General features: G+C 37.7%; 14 protein-coding genes. 7 read left to right on the forward strand and 7 right to left on the reverse strand.

Translation table 11 applies throughout. The features are described 5' to 3' along the window. Positions 1-19 precede the first annotated feature (19 nt). Together ORI89_RS10140 and ORI89_RS10145 are read left to right on the forward strand one after the other, a co-directional pair. The gene (locus ORI89_RS10140; RefSeq protein ID WP_268230362.1) at positions 20-2833 is read left to right on the forward strand and encodes an NPCBM/NEW2 domain-containing protein; all 2814 of its coding nucleotides are present in this window, start codon (positions 20-22) and stop codon (positions 2831-2833) included. 515 nt (positions 2834-3348) lie between these two features. Further along, positions 3349-3813 (forward strand): hypothetical protein, encoded by a 465-nt coding sequence (locus ORI89_RS10145; RefSeq protein ID WP_268230363.1) that lies wholly within the window; start codon positions 3349-3351, stop codon positions 3811-3813. A 59-nt stretch (positions 3814-3872) separates the two neighbouring features. On the opposite strand, the gene ORI89_RS10150 is transcribed toward ORI89_RS10145, so the two are convergent. Continuing rightward, positions 3873-4349: a hypothetical protein gene (locus ORI89_RS10150; RefSeq protein WP_268230364.1), complete on the reverse strand. Its 477-nt coding sequence runs from the start codon at positions 4347-4349 to the stop codon at positions 3873-3875. A gap of 133 nt (positions 4350-4482) precedes the next feature. Beyond that, entirely contained in the window at positions 4483-4983 is a 501-nt protein-coding gene (locus ORI89_RS10155; protein ID WP_268230365.1) for a hypothetical protein, read from the reverse strand. Between the two features lie 217 nt (positions 4984-5200). Between ORI89_RS10155 and ORI89_RS10160 the strand changes: the two genes are divergently transcribed. Next, complete coding sequence (locus ORI89_RS10160) at positions 5201-6508, forward strand: DUF389 domain-containing protein (RefSeq protein WP_268230366.1); 1308 nt, start codon at positions 5201-5203, stop codon at positions 6506-6508. Positions 6509-6653: 145 nt separating this feature from the next. Further along, a complete protein-coding gene (locus ORI89_RS10165; RefSeq protein WP_268230367.1) occupies positions 6654-7673 on the forward strand; it encodes a hypothetical protein in 1020 nt (339 codons plus the stop codon). A gap of 432 nt (positions 7674-8105) precedes the next feature. Here ORI89_RS10165 and ORI89_RS10170 read toward each other — a convergent pair whose 3' ends face one another. Together ORI89_RS10170 and ORI89_RS10175 are read right to left on the reverse strand one after the other, a co-directional pair. After that, positions 8106-8477 (reverse strand): hypothetical protein, encoded by a 372-nt coding sequence (locus tag ORI89_RS10170; protein WP_268230368.1) that lies wholly within the window; start codon positions 8475-8477, stop codon positions 8106-8108. Between the two features lie 24 nt (positions 8478-8501). Further along, positions 8502-9329 carry a hypothetical protein gene (locus ORI89_RS10175; RefSeq protein WP_268230369.1) on the reverse strand — a complete coding sequence of 276 codons (828 nt, stop codon included), beginning with the start codon at positions 9327-9329 and terminating at the stop codon, positions 8502-8504. 499 nt (positions 9330-9828) lie between these two features. On the opposite strand from ORI89_RS10175, the gene ORI89_RS10180 reads away from it, so the two are divergent. From ORI89_RS10180 to ORI89_RS10190, 3 genes are read left to right on the forward strand one after another with little or no spacing between them, the layout of a single operon-like run. Next, the gene (locus ORI89_RS10180) at positions 9829-12261 is read left to right on the forward strand and encodes a TlpA family protein disulfide reductase (protein WP_268230370.1); all 2433 of its coding nucleotides are present in this window, start codon (positions 9829-9831) and stop codon (positions 12259-12261) included. Between the two features lie 9 nt (positions 12262-12270). Further along, positions 12271-15477 (forward strand): SusC/RagA family TonB-linked outer membrane protein, encoded by a 3207-nt coding sequence (locus tag ORI89_RS10185; protein ID WP_268230371.1) that lies wholly within the window; start codon positions 12271-12273, stop codon positions 15475-15477. A 30-nt stretch (positions 15478-15507) separates the two neighbouring features. Next, a complete protein-coding gene (locus ORI89_RS10190) occupies positions 15508-16872 on the forward strand; it encodes a RagB/SusD family nutrient uptake outer membrane protein (RefSeq protein WP_268230372.1) in 1365 nt (454 codons plus the stop codon). Between the two features lie 56 nt (positions 16873-16928). On the opposite strand, the gene ORI89_RS10195 is transcribed toward ORI89_RS10190, so the two are convergent. The 3 genes from ORI89_RS10195 to ORI89_RS10205 all read right to left on the reverse strand — a co-directional run bounded on the left by ORI89_RS10195 (position 16929) and on the right by ORI89_RS10205 (position 20359). Next, on the reverse strand, positions 16929-17288 hold the full coding sequence (locus ORI89_RS10195) for a hypothetical protein (protein WP_268230373.1): 360 nt from the start codon (positions 17286-17288) through the stop codon (positions 16929-16931). 192 nt (positions 17289-17480) lie between these two features. Next, positions 17481-17975, reverse strand: a complete 495-nt coding sequence (locus ORI89_RS10200) for a MauE/DoxX family redox-associated membrane protein (protein WP_268230374.1) — start codon at positions 17973-17975, stop codon at positions 17481-17483. Between the two features lie 887 nt (positions 17976-18862). Further along, positions 18863-20359 (reverse strand): sulfatase, encoded by a 1497-nt coding sequence (locus ORI89_RS10205; RefSeq protein ID WP_268230375.1) that lies wholly within the window; start codon positions 20357-20359, stop codon positions 18863-18865. Positions 20360-20398 lie beyond the last annotated feature (39 nt).

Raw genomic sequence — 20398 nt, forward strand, 5'->3', positions numbered from 1 at the left:
GAAGAATTATTTAAAAAATATGCGTGGATTATATTTGATAGGTTATTTTTTGCTACTATTATGCTCTGACTTAGTAGCACAAGAAATAGTAAAACTTAATTCTTTAGATCTTTCTAAAGCTTGGCAAGAGTATGGAGTATTACAGAAGGATAAGTCTGTGGATGGTTTAGCAGCTAGTGTCAATGGAAGTATTTACACAGAGGTACTGGGGGTACATGCAAATAGCCTATTAAAGCTTCAGTTGCATAAAGATGCAATACGTTTTCAAACTAAAATTGCCATAGCAGATTCAAAAGTAGATCTAGGTGACAAATCTGTGACTACGATTCCTCTTGTCGATGGGACAAAACTGTATTTTCAGCAAACAGAAGGAAATAAACAGTTTATTGGCTTAACGAAATCGGGGGATCAGAAGTTAGAAAGGGGGTCAGTACATTTTGTAGTGAAAGCCGATGGAAAAGCAATTTACACTAGTTCTATTATTCGAGGTGGTGAAGAGCCTAAAGATATAGATATAGATGTAAGGGGAGTTCAAATGATAGAGTTACTGGTAGAACCTACGAGTGATGGTGCTAGTGGCGATCATGCATTGTGGATAGACCCCCGATTTATATATAATAAACAAAAGCCCGAAATTGTCGATGTGGGAGCACTGGGTGACGGTCCAAAAATGAGCGATTCTGTGGCACGAAGGCTTGTTAATAAAATAAGTCAGTTGCCCGAAATGACAGGTTTTCGTTCCACTCCAACAGCTTACGATTGGCTTCTAACACCCAAAAAATCACATGCAGTAATTTATTCTGATCAGGGAGGTAAAAGTATTACGATAGCGAATGGTATGGTGTCGCGTACTTTTCGTATTTTTCCTAATCTAGCTACAGTTGGGTTGAATAACAGGATGTTAGGAGAGAGCTTGTTACGTGCTGTGAGTAGCGAGGGTATGGTTCAGCTAGATGGCAAGAAGTTAAGCATTGGAGGGTTGGCTGGTCAGGAAGAAAGGGGGTATCTGAAAGAGGAATGGATTGATCAAATGACTACTATCCCTGAGTCTTTTTTGGTGGAAGATTTTTATATTCAAGAATTGGAAGAGCCGATTAAATGGGCAAGAAATCGTTGGGCATTAAATAAAGAGATTGCAACTGGTAAAGAATTGGTTTTTATATTACGTGGGGATAAGGAATATAAAGATGTACAAATAAAACTTTATTATAGTATTTATGATCATATTCCTGTTATTAGGAAGCGAATGGAGCTTTTTAACGGATCGAATGTGGCGGTCAATGTAGATCATTTTAAATTAGAGTATTTAGCCTTTTCTGAACCTGAATCATTAGGTGGAGGAGATCCTTCTACCTATAGGTTGCCCAACATTCATATTGAAAGCGATTATGCTGCGGGGGGGGAGTTCACGGAGAAAGAAACTGATATTACAGAGAATTGGGTAGAAGACCGCGCGTATACTTCTCAACGTAATTATTTGCTACAAACACCAGCCATTCTCGATGTTTCGCCTCGAATTGGTCCTGATCAAACGATAGGTCCAAATAATATGTTTCGTTCGTTTAGTGTATATGAAATGCCATTCGATAGTGACGATAGAGAGCGAAAGGGGATGTTTAAGAGACGTATGTATCGATCAATTGCTCCTTGGACATCTGAAAATCCAATATTTATGCATCTCACTTCCACTGATCCTGACGTGGTACATCGCGCAATTGACCAGTGTGATTCTACAGGGTATGAGATGGTGATTTTGAGCTTTGGGTCGGGGTTAAATGCCGAAGATACAACAGCCGCAAATATTGCGAAATACAAAGGCTTTGTCGATTATGCTAAAAGTAAGAATATTGAGATGGGGTGTTATTCTTTGTTAGCAAGCCGTTGGATTAGCGATGATGTTGATATTATTAACCCTGAAACAGGAAAACGTGGAGGGATGAGATTCGGAAGCTCACCTTGCTTAGCAAGTGAATGGGGTTATGACTATTTTGCTAAAATAAAATATTTCTTTGAAGAAACTGGTATGATGCTTTTTGAGCATGATGGGTCATATCCCGGTGATGTTTGTGCATCGACAGAGCATGCTCATCATAAAGGGTTAGAAGACTCCCAGTGGAATCAATTTAATAAGGTCACAGAATTATATCACTGGATGTCTGAGCAAGGGATCTATATGAATGTGCCTGACTTTTATTTTCTCAATGGTTCAAATAAAGTAGGTATCGGATATCGTGAAGTTAATTGGTCTTTACCCCGGGATCGTCAAGTTATACATGCGCGTCAGTTAAACTATGATTCTACTTGGGATCGGATTCCATCATCGGTTTGGAGTTTTGTTCCATTGGTAGAGTATCAGGGAGGAGGAGCTGCTGCTACTTTGGAACCGTTAAGCGATCATTTGTATGAGTATGAAATGCATATGATTCAAAATTATGGTGCTGGCGTACAGGCTTGTTATAGAGGACCTCGTTTGTACGACACCCCTGAAACAAAAGAACTCGTAGTAGATGTTATCAGTTGGTATAAAAAATATCGTAATATTTTGAATAGTGATATAATACATTTGAGGAAGCCCGATGCACGTGATTGGGATGGGATGATGCATGTAAGCACCACTGAAAAAGAACGTGGTTTTGCCTTATTCTATAATCCACTTGATGAGGATATTGTAAGAAAAATAAAATTGCCATTATATTATACTGGTTTGACAGATATTGCACAAATACGAGAAAAAGAAGGCAAACCTGTGTCTTATAAATTAGAGCGAGATTTTACAGTTACTTTAGAAGTTGCTATTCCAGCCAAGGGATACACTTGGTACGTTGTGGAATAAGGATTGTTTAATTAAAAATTAATAGCCCAATATCCTTCATCAAGTGGGAGGATATTGGGGCTGTTTTAGTCGTGTCTTTATAATGTTTGTGGGTCGAAAAAAGATGTTTAGTTGTTGTTTATTATCCTTTTGCATTTACATAAATGTTAAATTTGATGATACATTCTGTTTTAAAATATTTGATATTGAATACTAAGTTTATAGACAATAACTTATGAAAACTGTATTACTGAAGTGGCTTTTCTTAATAAGTGTGTTAAAATGTAACTAACTCTAATCGTCTACACAGGTTCTGGTGAATAATGTTTTGATAGTTCAGTTTAGCAGTTTTTATTCCGTTAATTAAAAGCGCTTATATAATAAATCTGGTGATATATTGAACTATTCTTTAGCAGAAGTAATAAAAAATATTAGATTTGTTATCATAAAATTTTCATTTATAAGTTTGTACTCTATTTATATCAAACTCTTGTATTTCCGAAATAAAATGTTCCTCTTGATCAGTTAAAATTGATATGCAAACAAAAAAATCGAAAATATTCAAAAGTGCACTATTGATTGTACTCGGAGTAATTATAGCTTTTTTTATCTCAGAATTTTTTAGAAGAAAGATAGGTGGGTTTGCTGGTTCATATCCCTTTGCTAAATCTTGGGATTTTGCGTATTCTTTAGATTCTTTACAGTTGTCTTTAGAAGATCTGAGAAACGAAAGCCCTAAACTTTTTTGCTCAATAGATACTTTGTCCTTTGAAAAAGACCATACAGGATATTGGTATAAGATACAATTTTGTTATGAAAACAAGGCTGTAAACGCTCTGGTTACAGATCGAGGGCAACAATCAGCGTTGATACTTGTCAGTATTATCAATAATGATGATTTTAAGATTAAACTTATAAACCGAGACTTTGGCTTTTTAGCAAATAGGAGAGAGATTAAAGCCTTTGAAAAGCACGTACTTCAAGCTCTCAAGAAGAATTAATTAAATCATTAAATGTGAGATACCGAGGGTAATTCAGAGATGATCTTTCGATAGTCAAGCTACTCTATTGGTTCAATTTCAAGTACATTATTATCAGAGTTGAGAAATTTATCATTCGGGCTATTCACAACTAGCATGGGTTTAAGGTTACTTTTTTCAATCACATTAAAACCATCTCCGCCTACGATGCGATTAAACATTATTCTATCTTGCGGAAATTCTACCATCGCTACAACTGAATAGTCATTTATCCATACTACTGCCCAATTACCATAATTTGATTTGAAAGTTTGCCAATCGGTGGCGTTAGTTATTGAAACTTCTTCTTTCAGTAGTGACCAGTTGACTTCGTGACTTAAGATAACTACCTTGTCAAAAGATATTGTCGAAAGGCTTAAATCTAACGTATCGCCCACATTAAGTCGATTGATTTGCTCGCTGACTTGCTTTATTTCCTCAATAACACTAACCTTTTTTTGCTTACAACTTATAGTAGAAGACAGCATAATAATCGCAAAATAAAAAAGTGTTCTCATATATTATTTATCAGCGTTTTTAAAGGTAGAATAAAATCACAGTAGCAATTTTAGTAAATATTGTCTGTTAACAGTTAAAGGTGGTGTTTAATAAATTATTAATGAGATGTTAAGTGTATAGTCAACTGTTTTGTTAAACTTCTGATGTCTTTTTGTTTTGCACTAATTTTTCTCCCCGAAGGATAAAATTATTACGGTCTTTGATATTCTTTTCAGTCTTTGTAAGCAGTTTTATTATCCCTATTTCGATATCATCAAGGTTGTCGACAATTACGGATAAAAGCGTGTTTTCGTCCACAAAATAGTTGTCGTGTTCGGCTTTTATAATTTTAGTTTTGAGATAGATTTGCCCAGTGTAGGTTTTTATTCCAATCAGGGTATCTTGCTTTACAACATGTATCTCCTCTATAAGAGCAGGGGCTAGGGGATATTGAGTGCCGACAAACTTTCCGTTAAGGAAAAAAGCTGCTTGTAGTGGTGGCACAGTGTTTTTCGTGTTTATAACACGAAATGCAGTATCCTTTAGTTTAGGTATGGTAACAGTATTCGACGACTCATACTTTTGACTTATTGTCGTTTGTGCAAATGATGATGCTACGGTAAATGTGATTAAAAAGATAATAAATGTTCTCATATATGCGCTTCTTATTTGTTTAGTTCCTACGCTCGCATCTCATCGCTCTCTCTTTGCTATAGCTAATATACGTTTTTCTTAAATGTCAATTTTTACCTACTGAATTTTCTTACATTTTTTTCTCACATTATTAATCAAACTCAGGTTATACATATATTTGTTATCTATGTATAGAAAATAATATTTAAGTTAATATTCTTGGTCAAATAGCGCAATTATGATTCGAACAATTTACCGTTACTTCAACCTTCACGATGGCGAAGATGAAAAACAGAGGGTATTGGAAAATGTGGTGTGTAATATTTCTTTTCGTGGGGCGAATTTATGGATTTTAGCGTGCGCCATTGTTATTGCATCGGTGGGTTTAAATGTTAATTCGACAGCTGTTATAATTGGTGCAATGCTTATTTCTCCATTGATGGGACCTATCGTAGGTGCAGGGTTTGCTTTGGGGACGTATGATTTTGAGCTACTTAAAAAGTCAGGAAAGAATCTTCTGGTAGCAACCTTAGTAAGTCTTTTTGTTTCATTTTTATATTTCTTGTTGAGCCCATTTAAAGACGCAGATTCGGAGCTGCTTGCAAGAACTTCGCCCAATATTTACGATGTTCTTATTGCTTTTTTCGGTGGTTTGGTAGGAGTTATAGCAATTACTAGGGTAGAAAAAGGCAATCCTATACCGGGCGTAGCTATTGCTACCGCTTTGATGCCCCCATTATGTACAGCAGGGTATGGGCTGGCTATTGGTAATTTTAGTTATTTCGGTGGTGCCTTATATTTATATACGATTAATTGTTTCTTTATTTGTATCTCTACTTTTTTTATAGTCAAGTTTTTAAAGTACCCTAAGGTAAAGTTTGTCAATGCAAAGCGCGAAAAATATATTACCAGGACTATCACGTGGTTAATTGTCATTATGCTTGTTCCGAGTTTCTACTTAGCTTATGTATTATTACAAGAAAAGAAATTTACACAGCAGGTTGATTTGTTTGTTCAAAATGAATTTTCGCGTAAAGGTTATACGCTGATTTATCAGAAAACGCAATTTAATAGTCGGCCTAAAAAACTGGAGTTTGCTTTTTTAGATAAGCGGTTTTCACAAACGGAATTGCGAGATTTAAAAAACTCTCTAAGCGATTATGAAATGAATGGAGTAGACTTATTGATTAGACAGGATAGTACAGATTTGAAAGAGGATATTCTTGCAGAGATTAGTCGGCAGTCACAAAATATATCTGAAAAGGATATTACTATTCAAAATCTACGAAATGAACTTTCTGGATATAAGTTTGGAGATAAAGGTTTGATAGAAGAGATTAATATTTTATTCCCCAACTTACAGCCATTTTCGCTAGGCAAACAGTTAACCTATATTAATCCAGATAGTTCCTTCAACGAGGTTGTTTTACTCTATAACGGTCAGAAAGATGTAGATGAGATGGGAATACAAAAGCTGAAAGATTGGCTGAAGATTAAACTACCGAAAGAAAGAGTGAATGTCGTTAAGGCAAGTTTTATAGAGTAGAGCAACATAGAGAATATTTATCAAATCAAGTTAATAATATTACTTGGGGCATAAATGTTTTGAACTTCTTGTTTGCTAATTTTTTTGGTATTTTATATTTAGTTTACTATCTTAGTGTCACTAATTATAAATAAATCAATTAATTATGTCTAAGGATAGCAAGCAATCTGCAGATCGTAGCTCTGCTGGAAAGCCCGATATTCCACACCGTAAGAACGACGAGTTGTTGAAAGGTATCTTTAAAGAGAACTTTCCCGATTTTCTTCGTTTTATGTATGCGGAAGCCGATCAGCTGTTTGATTTTCCTAAAGGTATCACCTTTCTGGATAAAGAGCTTTTAAAGATTATCCCCGATCGGGATCGTAAGAGCAACACCCGTATTGCCGATCTGTTGGTTAAAGTTTACCTGCTCGATGGTGCCGAGCGGTGGCTCCTCGTGCATACCGAAATCGAGGGTGGGAGCGACCCTAACTTTTCCTTCCGTATCTTCCAGTACAACTACCGTATACTGGATCGTTACCAGGTACCTGTCGAAACTATCGCCATTTTTACGGGAGATGATAAGCAGGTTCGGCCCGGCAAGTACGTATACGATGGTATAAAAACGTCGCATCATTTTAACTATCTTTCCTATCACATTTTAGACCACGAGGAGGGCGAGCTTCTTGCTATGGACAATATCTTTGCCTATATCGTGTTGGCTTGCCGAAAGGCTTTGCTTGAAGGTAAAGTGCCGGAGGAGGAGCTTGCGGCCGATCGTAGCACGATAGCCCGTACTTTGATCGATACGCAGAAATACGATAAGGATCGGATTATCAGTTTTTTAATCTTCTTGAAAAGCTTTATCTTTATCCGTAATAATGAAATAAACAGTATCTTTGATACATATATTTATGAAGTGACAGGAGGCACTATTGATATGGGAGTACTAGAAATCGTAAAAAGACAAGAAAGAGAATATGGTCTTGAAAAGGGTCGTATTGAAGAGCGTGCACGTGCTGAACAAGAGCTTGCGCGTGCGGCAGCTGAGAGAATAGCTGAAAAACGATCTTTTATTCGCAACTTGATCAATCAAACTGATTTTTCAGACCAGCAGATTGCCAGTATCGCCGAGACAACTGTAGCTATGGTCGAGGATGTTCGGGCTGAGGTTGCTAAGAAGTAGCCCGATATAGGCTTTGTTTATCTATTGATGAAAGAAAAGGAGCTCTACAAAGTAAAATCAAGGAGCTCTAACTAGAGCTTTATTATAATACTATTGCAAAAACCGCTTGTTATTTAAATAGGCGGTTTTTTTGTTCTATGGTTTTAATGGGAATAGCACTATAAAATCAATCTAATTCAATCGTGACATCAGTGGTGTCACAATCTTTACATCTTGAAATTGCTCGGCAAACTGCATCATCCTACGCACATTCCGTAATGAATAATTTCTTCCGAAGTTTTTTGTAATTAAGATGTTTTCAATTTCTTTATGTTCATTTCTATTGCTAATTCTTAATTATGATTTTTTACACTCCATCTTTCTTCACCAATTCATCATACCGGTCTATGATGTATGACTGATTGATAAAAATACACAAGGTTTTTCTCCCTTTCATTTTTTATCCAATTCTATTACTATTGGCAGTTCATAAGCAATCCGGGTTGGAACATTGCCAACTTTCACTACTTTCCAGTTTTTGGCTTTTAGCAATCGTTTTACGATTTGTTCATCAACACCATATCCTATGCTATCTTTGACTGCTACCTCACTGAGCGATCCGTCTAGCTCTACGACAAACCAATATTTGCCGGATAGCCTTTTCTTGCCTGTTTCTTTTCTAGTAGGAAGTTTAAGATCTTTAGTTACAGTTCTTTTAGTCACACTGTGGTCTAATGTAGAGTTAGGGTCTAGCTCTTGACAGTAGCTAGTCGTGACAACGGCTACTAAGCATATTAAAATTGATATTTGTTTCTTTAAGTTCATTTGATAGCCAAGGTTATATGATGCTTATTTTTTTAAAAGTTTTTCTCCTTCAATTGTAAGGCGGTATTTCTGAAATTTACTCGTTGAGGCTTTTTCTGTTTTTTCTATCAATAACAAATCTTCTAGTACTTTAATGGTTCTAGATATATTGTTACTTTCATTTTTAAGCCTAACTAGCTCCATTAAGTTTTTTCTTGAATCTTCAATTCCATTTAAATGTTTTAATATAATGGACATCTTTCTATATGCTGGATTCACTAAGTTGTCAGGATTTGCATAGGGTATTTCTTCTAGTTTTCTTGTTAGATGGTAAAAACTATCTATTTCTTCAGGTAGATTATTAGACTTTCTTTTGTATTCATAAGGTCTACCTGGAGACCTAATAATTAATCCATCCTTTACAATTGAATCGAGAGCGTTTTGCATCCTGTCTTTTAAGAAAACCCAATTATATCTAGATTTTATGACTGAAATGAGATTGGATGTAGATATGAATTCATCAAGGGTTTTCGAAGTTAGCATTCTGTAAAGAATCACTTCTTTAGGACCCGGTTTCTCACTAAGATGTTGCATGACAGAATCGTCGTGTTGATGTTTAGCCAGAAATCTTCTTCTTAACTCAATCCAATCTGGTATTTCTCTATTTGAATATACTTCCTCCATGGAATGATTGTAAAATGAAACTAAATCTTGAAATCTGCTCATTGGATAAGGAAGTTCTCCATTTTCAATTCTTTCGATAGTAGTTGTAGGAACTTTGGTGCATTTACTTACTTGTTCTCGAGTTAAAAGTAGCCTTAATCGTGTTGTTTTAAGAAACTTTGCAGCTGTGATTTCAGGAGAATTATTCATAATTCAATCTAAAACACAAAAAGGATTGTTTTTTTAATATTTTTGGGTTTTATTAAAAATATTCACTATGTTTGATTATTGATTTATAGATATTTATATTTTTTATTAAAATCTATACTTAGGCATTAAAAGTAAAGGGTCTCGACTGCAAATCCGACAATTTATCCAAGCGAGACGGTAGACTAATGCCCAATGCGATATTTTATATACATTTGTAGATACTATAGCGCATGGGCTCTATCGTTATATCGTCTTGGAGGGGTCGGACCTTGCAGTACGATGATAGGGCTCGCTATAGTTTCTATCTCTCGAGACTCATAACATAAACAAGTTATGAACTTAAAACAATTTCTTCAAAACATTTTTTGCCCTCCAGAATAATGGGGTGTCGTAGTTTATTTGTTAAACTACGATGATGTATTCCTATGGAAGAGGGCGCCCCGATATAGGATTTTTATTTTTTGTAAACCATTTATGAATTTTATAAATCTATGTTACTATGATGCGATTTTTACGCAAAGGGGATTGTTATGCCCTAGAAAAACCTATAAAGAAAAGATATTACTTATCTCTAAATAGCTTTCAATGTTTATTGCTGTCTCTCAGCACAATTTATTATCAGTTTAGTTGTAATGTTCAGAAGTCCCGCGCCCGCGGGACAACTGACGAAGGTGGGAGAGGCAAGAAACCAGCAGTCATGAAGCCATCATGGAGCATGGCTAATGTAATGTCTTTTAATACACTCCTTATACACTGTTACTACTTCACGCATACTTGGAGAATACTTAGGCCATACACTAAGACCGCTTCGGCTAAGGTAGCCGGGGTGTTCGGGGTGGCTTCGAGATTGGGTCGTACTTTGGTGCACATTTGTTCGACTGGTGTTCGACTGCTGTTCGAGTGTTGTTCGGGTGCTGTTCGAGTGCGACTCGAAGCCCAGTCGAAGGACTGTCGAAGAGCACCCGAAGGATTGTCGAACAAGTGTCGAAGCCGACTCGAAGCCCAGTCGAAGGCGAGTCGAAGAGCACTCGAAGGATTGTCGAACAACTCCCGAAGCCGAGTCGAAGGACGAGCAAATATACCACCACGTTTTGCTTGCCATGACGGGAAGATGATGAATGATCTCTATATGAATCGATTGATTTCAAGGCGGTTTGAGTCGTTTTGCAAAGGGGTTAGGGGTGAAGTGGAGTCTATGTTGGTTAAAAATAAAAGGAGCTCTCAAAACGGCTTAAATGAAGCTGGTAGTTTCCTGTTTGATAAAGAAAGTGTGCAAAGAGCTGAATGCTCCCTTAAATTTCTAGTCAGTCGCCTGAATCTAAAAATCGGAACGAAGCTATCCCAGTTTAAATTTTCGATTTTTGGGACAAGCGGGAAAAAGAGAGCGAACGATATTAAAAAGCCTTTGGTCTATGGCTTGCAGCTTATAGCGATATTTTGTGTGTTGTTTAATTTTGCTTCTATAGTAGAAGCAAAGGCTCAGGAGCTCCGCCAAGGCGGGGCGACTGGGATAGGGGAGATCAAGCCTTTAGAAATAGGGGATACCGTACCCAATGTTTCGTTAAAGATCTTAAATAGCGATCGTAAAATAGTTCAAGATAGATTGCGTAATTATGGAGGTAAAAAGTGGATTATCTTAGAGTTTTGGAATACTATCTGTGGGCCATGTATTGCAGCTATGCCCCATCTATTTGAGATACAAGCACAGCTCAAAGAGCGAATTGAAGTTCTGCCTGTAACTTGGGAAGCTAGTGAGAGAATCAATCTATTCTTTGAAAATATAAAGAACACTCCGTTGGTGGCCCTCCAACACAAATTCCGGACAGCTGTAGAAGATTCCTTACTGCGTAAGTTGTTTGGTCAATTCTCCTACCCGCACACGGTGATTCTTGATGAAAAACGGATTGTTCGCCTGATCACGAAACCACAATATCTAACTACAGCCTCACTAAGTGAGTTAATGGATGGGAAAAGTAATCCTATTAAAAATCAGCTAATATCACTAGATGGTGACCCCTTATTTAAAACAAACCCCATCATAAAAAACGAACCAAAATTAGTTTTCTATAGTGGGATTACCAGTTTTGTACAGGGATTAACGACAGACTATATTTTCAAGCTTGACTCTACTGCGGGAACGGTACATGAGCTAATTCCAAATAGATCTATCCTAAACTTGTACAATAGTGCCCGGTTGACAGACGGCTCCTATCCTAAAGGGCTCTCTCTTCGCCCGCAAAGCCGTCTCCTGCTCGTGGAAGAGCCACATAAATTTGCCTATATACCTAAAAAACAGTTAGATCTGGAGTCGAAGTTAGCCTGGGATCAAGAAAATTGCTATAATTATGAACTATGTCTTCCGTATGATCTAGGAGATAGCGAATATAGAAGAAAAAGGTTAGGACAGGATCTCGATAGTTTCTTTGGATTGAAAAGTAGCGTAACTACCGCTACGGTACCGTGTTTGGTGATTTGCCAGAGTAAAGAAGCTGAGACATTGTCACCCAAAGATACAAGTAAAAGTAAGTTGTTGGTTATTAATGGATTGGTGCCGAGTAGACTGAAAGAACGTGAATTAGTAATTGGTCCAGCTGAATCGGGAGCTCTCAACTATATTAGGGGGCTGGATTTCAAGGAGCTCTGTGTAGCACTGCAAAAATTAAGCAATGCAACACTACCTGTGATCATAACCGACCTCCCCACAGACGTTCACTTTAATATAGATTTTGTTTCCAGCTCCAATTCATTAGGTATGCTAAAAAAAGCATTAGAGAATAGTGGATATAAACTTGTCGAAGGGAAGGCTGAAGTGGAACTATTTGTGATCCGTGACCAAAATCGTAAAGAGTCTTTCGATGACCTTGTCTTCACTCCACTAGGTTATTTGACTCGGGAAGATTGGTTAAACAATTTTTCTGACTCAACAAATTAAAACCAAGCAATGAAAAATTTAATCAGATTATATTTATGCTATTTAGTCTGGCTACCGATAGCTGTCACGGCTAATCAGACTCAAGATTCACTTATAGGAAAAGTCCTCAATAGGGATAACGAGCAGCCGTTATCAGGTGCCTCAATTCGTATCTTGGGTTCGCCAGCAGCAGTACAGACAGATGTATTAGGGGCATTCACACTGATAATTTCCGATTCAGAGGAGCTTTACCTTATTGCCTCCCATATCGGCTTTCAAAATGATACGATTTATTGGGGCGGTTTACGGGATACAGAACTCATTTTTAAGCTTACTCCTCAGGAAAACACCATTGAAGAGGTTCTTGTCTCCACGGGATATAGTCAGTTGTCTCAAAAGCATCAGACGGGCTCCTTTGAAACTATTGACCAAAAGCTGTTTAATAGACAGTTTAGCACCGATATATTGAGCCGTTTAGATGGTGTGGCTAACAGTTTAATGTTTGATAGAAGAAATACGTCCATGTCATCCATCCAAATCAGAGGTCTAACGACATTAACGGGTGCTATTGCACAACCTTTGATTATCCTGGATAATTTCCCATATGAAGGAGATATTAACAACATTAACCCCAATGATATAGATCAGGTTACAATATTAAAAGATGCTGCTGCGGCTTCAATTTGGGGAGCAAGAGCCGGTAATGGCGTGATTGTGATGACGACAAAAAAAGGGCGTTTTGAGGCGAATCGAAGTATATCGATGAATGGTAATATCGGCTTTACGCAACGTCCAAACTTATTTTATACGCCACAAATGAAGAGTTCTGACTTTATTGATATAGAGAAATTTCTATTTAATGAAGGGGAATATGATTTTTTACTAGGTAATAGAACGTCTTGGCCAGTGATAACTCCTGTAGTTGAGATCTTGCAGAAAGAAAAGAATGGAATTTATACAACAGAACAGGCTAGCAATATGATCGATAAGTTGAGGGAAATTGATGTTAGAAAAGATCTATATAATTATTTTTACCGTAATGCGATGAGTCGGCAGTATAGCATTGGTCTTTCTGGTGGGACACAAAATACTAATTATAGTCTTTCTGGTGGTTACGATCGGAATCTAAGTAATGCTGTAGGAGATTCCTATGAACGTATATCCTTCCGCTCGGCCAATACTTATAGATTGATGAAGAACCTAACCTTGGATGCCTCTTTGATGTACACGCATAGCAAGAACGTAGCCAATAACCCTGGGCCAATATACACTTCAGATTTAGCAGGGCCATTATACCCTTATGCAGATTTAGTGGATAATAATGGGAACGCATTGGTGCTGGAACGTAATTATCGAAATGTTTTTATAGATTCCATAGTGAGCGATAAACTGCTGGATTGGCGATATAGACCGTACGATGAAATAGATATAGCTGATAACAGTTTACGTGTTGAAGATATGGTGTTCAATTTTGGAACAAATTATAAATTTCTAAACTTGTTCGAAGCACAGATAAAATACCAATTTCATACTGCTTTGCAAAAGGGACGCAATCATCAATCTTTAGATTCATGGTATACGCGAAACATTATTAATCGCTTTAGTCAGATCGACGGTGACGTTGTTAAGTATAGGGTGCCGCTGGGCGGGATTTTAGATGAGACGCATAGTAACCGGAATGGTCATTCTGTGCGCGGACAACTGAACTTCACTTTTGATAAGGAGAGAGAACATTCTATTCGGACTTTTTTAGGAGCTGAGATAAGACGTAGTACATTATCGTATCGCCAAGATCGTACTTACGGCTATGATGATGATTATCTAGCATATAGTACAGTAGATCCCACGAACCGCTATCCTATCTATGAAGGGCTTTCCGCAGATGCTTATATTCCTTATGGAGCAGGCTTCCGAGCTAACGAAGATCGAGCTGTATCTTTATATATTAATGGCTCGTATGCTTTTCTGGAAAGGTATATATTGACTGCAAGTGCTAGGCGGGATGCAACAAATTTATTTGGCACAACAACAAACAATAAATGGAAACCCTTATGGTCCGTAGGTGGAGCATGGGAGATTTCTCGTGAACCTTTTTATAAGTTGACAGCTTTATCTTTGTTAAAGTTGCGATTAACGCATGGATATACCGGCAATGTTAATAACAGTGTCTCCGCACTGACTACACTCGCTTTTTTTCCGATGAGTGGAGTCACACAGTTGCCGTATGCCTACATTGATTCGCCTCCAAATCCATCTTTACGCTGGGAACAGGTGCGCACATGGAATGTTGGTGTTGATTTTTCCTCTAAGAAGAATCGAATCCGCGGAATATTGGAATACTATAATAAAAGTTCAACAGATGTTATTACAGCTGAAGCGGCAGATCCGACGACGGGTTATCTTAGATTTAAAAGAAATAGCGCCTCTCTACAAAACCGGGGTATAGATATCATCCTGACTACGGTTAATCTGATGGGAGCATTGGGTTGGCAATCCGATTTCATGATGAGCAAGAATAGGTTGATAGTAGATAGATATCTAGGTGAACAGCTTAAGCCAAGTAGCATGGTAGGAAATGGAGCTACTATATTACCAATACAGGGGCAAGGAGCTTACAATATTGTGAGTTATCGATGGGCAGGGCTTGATCCCGAAAATGGAAATCCATTGGGGTATGTAGCAGGGGAGATTTCTGATAATTATAGGGACATTATCGATAATGCCACAATCGACGATCTTGTATTTCACGGATCGCCTACACCAGAATACTTTGGAGCTCTACGCAACACTTTGTCGTATAAACAGCTTTCGCTCTCAATAAACATTACTTATAGAACTAACTATCATTTTAGAAGAAACTCGGTTTTGTATCGAGGAATATATGGAGGTGAGGTAGGTCATGGCGATTATTATAAACGTTGGCAAAAGCCAGGAGACGAAAGGCAAACATACATTCCTTCCGCTAAATATCCAGTGGATAATCGCCGTGATCAGTTTTATCGTGATGCGGAGGTGCTTGTAGAGTCAGGAGACCATATTCGTTTGCAGGATATTAATGTTTCTTACCGAATTCAGCCAGTTAACTCTAAGAGATTATGGTTAAAGTCACTAACCGTTACAGGATATTTATCGAATGTAGCACTACTTTGGGTAGGTAATTCCATTAATGTAGATCCAGATTATCCAACCGGTCCTGCCCCATTACGTATAACTTTCGGATTGAAAGCTGATCTTTAAAAATGTTTTTAGCTATATAAATATATAAGAATGAAAAAAATATTTAGAAATTATGTCTTTTTGATTTTGAGTTTTTTCAGTCTATTCATAGCCTGTGAATCCTTCTTAAATGAAAAGCCCGATAGAAGCCTCGCTTTGCCCGATGGTGTCAAAGAGTTAGAAGCAATTCTCGATTACAATTTGGGTATGAACCAAAATACACCAGCAGCTGGTGATATAGCTTCTACTTATTTTTATCTTACTGAAGCCGACTTTTCTGCAAGAACACAGACTACGCGAGAAATTTACTGTTGGGATTCTGAAGTCAATAATATTCAGGACTGGCAAAATTCTTACAATAGAATTTTTTATGCAAACGTTGTCCTTGACGAGATAGATGCAGCCGACTTAGGAAGTAAGACGGAGGCTGATAGACAAAGGGTAAAAGGGGCTGCCTTATTTTTTAGAGGATGGGATTTTTATCAGATAGCACAGATTTATGCAGAACCTTACGAAAAAGAATCCTCTCAGAAATTAGGTATTCCTTTAAGATTAGAGGCAGATATAAATGTAGTCACGGTGCGGAGTACATTGCAAGAAACATATGATCAAGTTTTGAAAGACCTTACAGCAGCAGCTATTATGCTGCCAGATAAAAGTTCGATAGCAACGCGACCATCAAAAGCAGCAGCTTACGCAGCGCTTGCGATAGTTCATCTTGATATGCGGCATTTTGAAAAAGCTGAAAAATATGCAGACTCATGCTTAGCTCTGCATGATGAGTTGATAGATTATAATAATATAGACGCTGCTTTGAACAACCCTTTTCCAATTTTTAACAAAGAAGTTATTTATCATTCCACAATGTTTGGAACGTCATTGGTGTTTACACAAAACCGCGCACGTGTAAATCCCGACCTTTTTAATACTTATGCAGATAATGATTTACGGAAAAATATATTTTTTAAACAGAATGCGAATGATGCCATCAATTTTAAAGGTGATTATTCAGGAGGGGTTACTGGCTCTCCATTTTCGGGACTAGCTGTTGATGAAGTATATTTGATAAAAGCTGAATGTGCTGCACGAGTTAATAAGGTAGATGTAGCGCTTACTTTTCTGAATAGGTTGTTAGAAAAACGCTATGACAAAGATTCCTTTGAACCGTATCATGCTATAAAAACGGAGGAAATTATTGATAAGGTTATAGCTGAGAGGAAGAAAGAATTGGCATTTCGAGCAGGTATAAGCTGGAGAGATTTGAGGAGGCTTAATAAAGAGCCAAGATATCAACAAACATTAGTGCGTAAGGTAGGCGCAGAAAGTTATATGTTGAAACCTAATGATAAACGCTATACTTTTTTGATTCCAATTTCTGTTGTAGAAATATCTGGAGTAAAACAAAATGAACGATAGAAATAAAATTTAGGGAGCTGTAGAGGCTCCCCAAATTTGTTGAGAGTTGTTACGAACTACCTAGTAAAATCACCACGAAATATTTTCGGATTATTGTTACCCTGTCCAAGATCAATGCTTAAATCGGATAAGTCTGGTTTGCTCGTACTTGGATTGGCCCCTTGTGATGGAGCTGAAATACCACACACTTCATTGCTTCCAGTACAATCTGATTCAAGATCGCTAGAAGGATGATAGGTATAGTAATTTTCATTAGTCGGATCATCATCCGTTGCAGGTGGGGTATATAACCATTGTACATCAGTAAGCATGTGGTTTGTCTCCACTTTTTGGCTTTTACCAATTACTTTACCAGTGTAAACACCTAATGCTAATAGTAGTGCCATCGCAGGCACAAGTTTAATGAGCTTTTTCATCGCTTCAAAAATTTAATTGTTTATAATATTTGGTCAGAGAGCGGGTAAAGTCTGGTAGAACGTTTTAGCAACTTGCCTGTTCTTATGTTTTTCCTTGCGGAGATTGATATCTAAATTGTCGCAATCCCAAAAGGTTCTACCTTTACTTCCCCGGTCCTCAAGACCCTTTTTGCGGCTTCCCGTCGAAAGCCACTATGCATAGTTTGTTTTTATTCTTTTTTGTTGTTTGCTTTTATAAACGAAATAAAACCCTGCTAGCGCCACCAGCGTATGTATGGCATTGAAATAAAAGTGCTCGCGCCAGCCCATATCTTCAAACACTTTCCCGCACGCACAGATCACATAGCCATACACTTCTTTATAAGCCAGGTAGGCATATATGGTATAGGCAAATAGCAGAGTCCCTGCAAGCAGAAGCCCCCAAAGGCGTGTCCGCTTAAGTAGGAGCAGCAGCACGGTCGCCCACTCAATAACCGGCAGTGCATAAACCAATAATGGTTTTGACCAGCTCGGGAGAGGTTGCTTGCCCATCTGAATATGAAACACCGCATGGTGCAATACTTTGCTTAAAGCTGTTTGTACAAAAAGATAAATCAGCAGAGCAGAACAGAGCACCGCCAGGGCGTCTAGATAGATTGTCAGATGCTGCCTGAAATGTTTGTTAATATTGCCTGCTACTGTTGTCATTTTTTTAATGTTATGGTATACACCAAAGGTAGGTAGGGTTTGTCCTACTTTGGTTGTAATAATTTCCCTCTTCGTTTGTAAAAATCGGGCAGTACTTATTTATATTGACTGGGCGATCGCCGTACTTACTTTTAAAAGCGTTGCTGAAGGCAGGTATATTTCCCCTTAGTGGAAGAGAGCGGCCGCCGTGGCCAGTTGTGACTTCCGCTTAGGCTTGTTCGCAAAGTCCTGAGGAAAGATGGTTATCTCCTTGGACTTTACGAACAGCCCTCGGTAAGTTGTCGAGCTTCCTCGAAGGGGGGTGGTAAACTCCCGTGGGTAGTAGCTGTCGGCGATAGACCTTACTGACTTTCCTTCCTACTTGTAGCTTTCCGGCCCGGTGGTCGTTACCATCGCTGTGACTTGTCGGACTTTCTTTGATACTTGTTGGCTTTTCCGCTCAGACTCTGCAGCTTTCTTACTGGTGGTTGTTTACCATCGCTATGCGGAAATGCATGGTTTATCTGTTTTTGGAGGTTACGTTGGGTCAAATTGGCTCAGTTTGGGCTAATATAGTTTAATAATGGGCAAAATTTCACAAGAAGAAGGGGCGCTGGCTATATTTGTTTTGTTCTTTCTCGAGAGAAAGAAGTAGAAAAATGTGCAGTGTAGTGACGATTTGCCTACTCGGCGAACAGCTGCATAAAAGTAAAAGAAGGATAAATAAAGTATGGGGTAGGGAGAAGTAAATTACAGTTTCGAGCTAAAAAAGAAAGGTTTTCAAACGGGGAGAATGAAAACCTTTGCTAACCAATTATAAACCTAAATTATGATACTGCAAATATAAGTGTAATTTTTACACTAAGCAAATGTTTTTGAAAGTTTTTTTTAGCGTGTCTAATGAAGGCCTATTTGTATATACCAGTATTTCCGTTTTCTAATTTTAATAATAGCTTTTTGACTAAAGACGGTTTCTCACTAGCGATATTTTGGGTTTCATGAGGGTCTTTTTTATGATCATAAAGCTCAACTTGAGGATCGTAATTATTATAATATTTTGTTATTCGGTATCTAGGGGTTTTCAGGGAAATGCCATTATTAAAATAACCAAATGCATTGTTTTTCCACTCCTTGTCTTTCCCTTTTTTTATGAGCTTAGCATAAGAAGATCCATCGTAGTCGATGGCCGGCATGGGAATATCGCATAATTCCATTAATGTAGGGTAGAAATCAATAGAGCTGATTACCTCATCTATGACACGGCCACTAGTTTCAACCGAAGGGAGTTTAATGATGTAAGCGCTTTTAAGTGAAATGTCAAATAAGGTATGCTTGCCCCAAATACGATGATCGCCTAACTGCCAACCATGATCGCCCCAAACTATGATAATAGTATTCCGATCTAGACCTTCTTGCTGAAGTGTATTTATTATGTGTCCTACCATAGCATCTATGTAACTTACAGAAGCATAATAGGCATGTTTTAATTTCTGTGCATATTCTGTAGAAACAGGACTGTTTATTGTAGGATGTTCTTCACCGAGTAGGTATTGATTAAATTCTTCACTCTGTGTTAGGCTCTGCCGATTAACATTCTCGGGCAATTCAGACGATTTAGAAAGAGGAATTTGATCCCGATTGTACATATCCCAGTATTTTTGTGGAGCATTAAATGGTAAATGGGGCTTGAAAAAACCTACACCTAGAAAGAATGGTTCTGATTGCTGAGCTAGTTCTTTAATTTTATTTATAGCTAGCTGTGTTGTGAGTCCGTCAGGATAGGAGAGATCGTCGACATCTTTTTTTTCGTAAGGTTTTGTGTTGCCTTGAAGAGAAATTCTACTACTACCATCTGCTTGAGCAAAAAAAGCATTCCAGCCAGTTTTCCATCTTCCAGGGTTAAATAACATTTCGTCCCAACTATAGGGTAATTCAAGAACTTCACTTTTTTGTTCAGTATAAGGGTATAAATAGCCATCAGCAGAATGACTGATTTTTCCTATGCCAATTGTTTTGTAACCATTACGGCGTAAATTGTCAATAAATGTTTCGGGGATATCTGTCCTTTTACGATTAGATATATCTTCTGCAATAATATTATTGTTTAAATGCTTTCTACTGCGAGGAAGTTGCCCAGTGAGTAAAGCGTATCTTGAGGCTCCACAAGTAGGGATATTAGCATATTGGTTGTTGAATAAGTAGCCAGTGTTCGCTAATTTGTCCAGATTAGGGGTTTGAATAATCTTATTACCGTATACTCCTAGGTCTGCTCTAAGGTCGTCAACAAATAAGAATAAGATATTGGGTTTCTTATTTTGCTGTTGAGGTTTCTCCTGCGCAGATAAGTCCTCATATCCGTTATAGAATAAAAAAAGAGGAATGATTAAAAATTTAATTAATTTCATTTCTGATCATTTTTTACCTCCTTGTCTTTACTTTTAAAG

This window comes from Sphingobacterium sp. UT-1RO-CII-1 (genome assembly GCF_026711005.1).
Classification (GTDB): domain Bacteria; phylum Bacteroidota; class Bacteroidia; order Sphingobacteriales; family Sphingobacteriaceae; genus Sphingobacterium.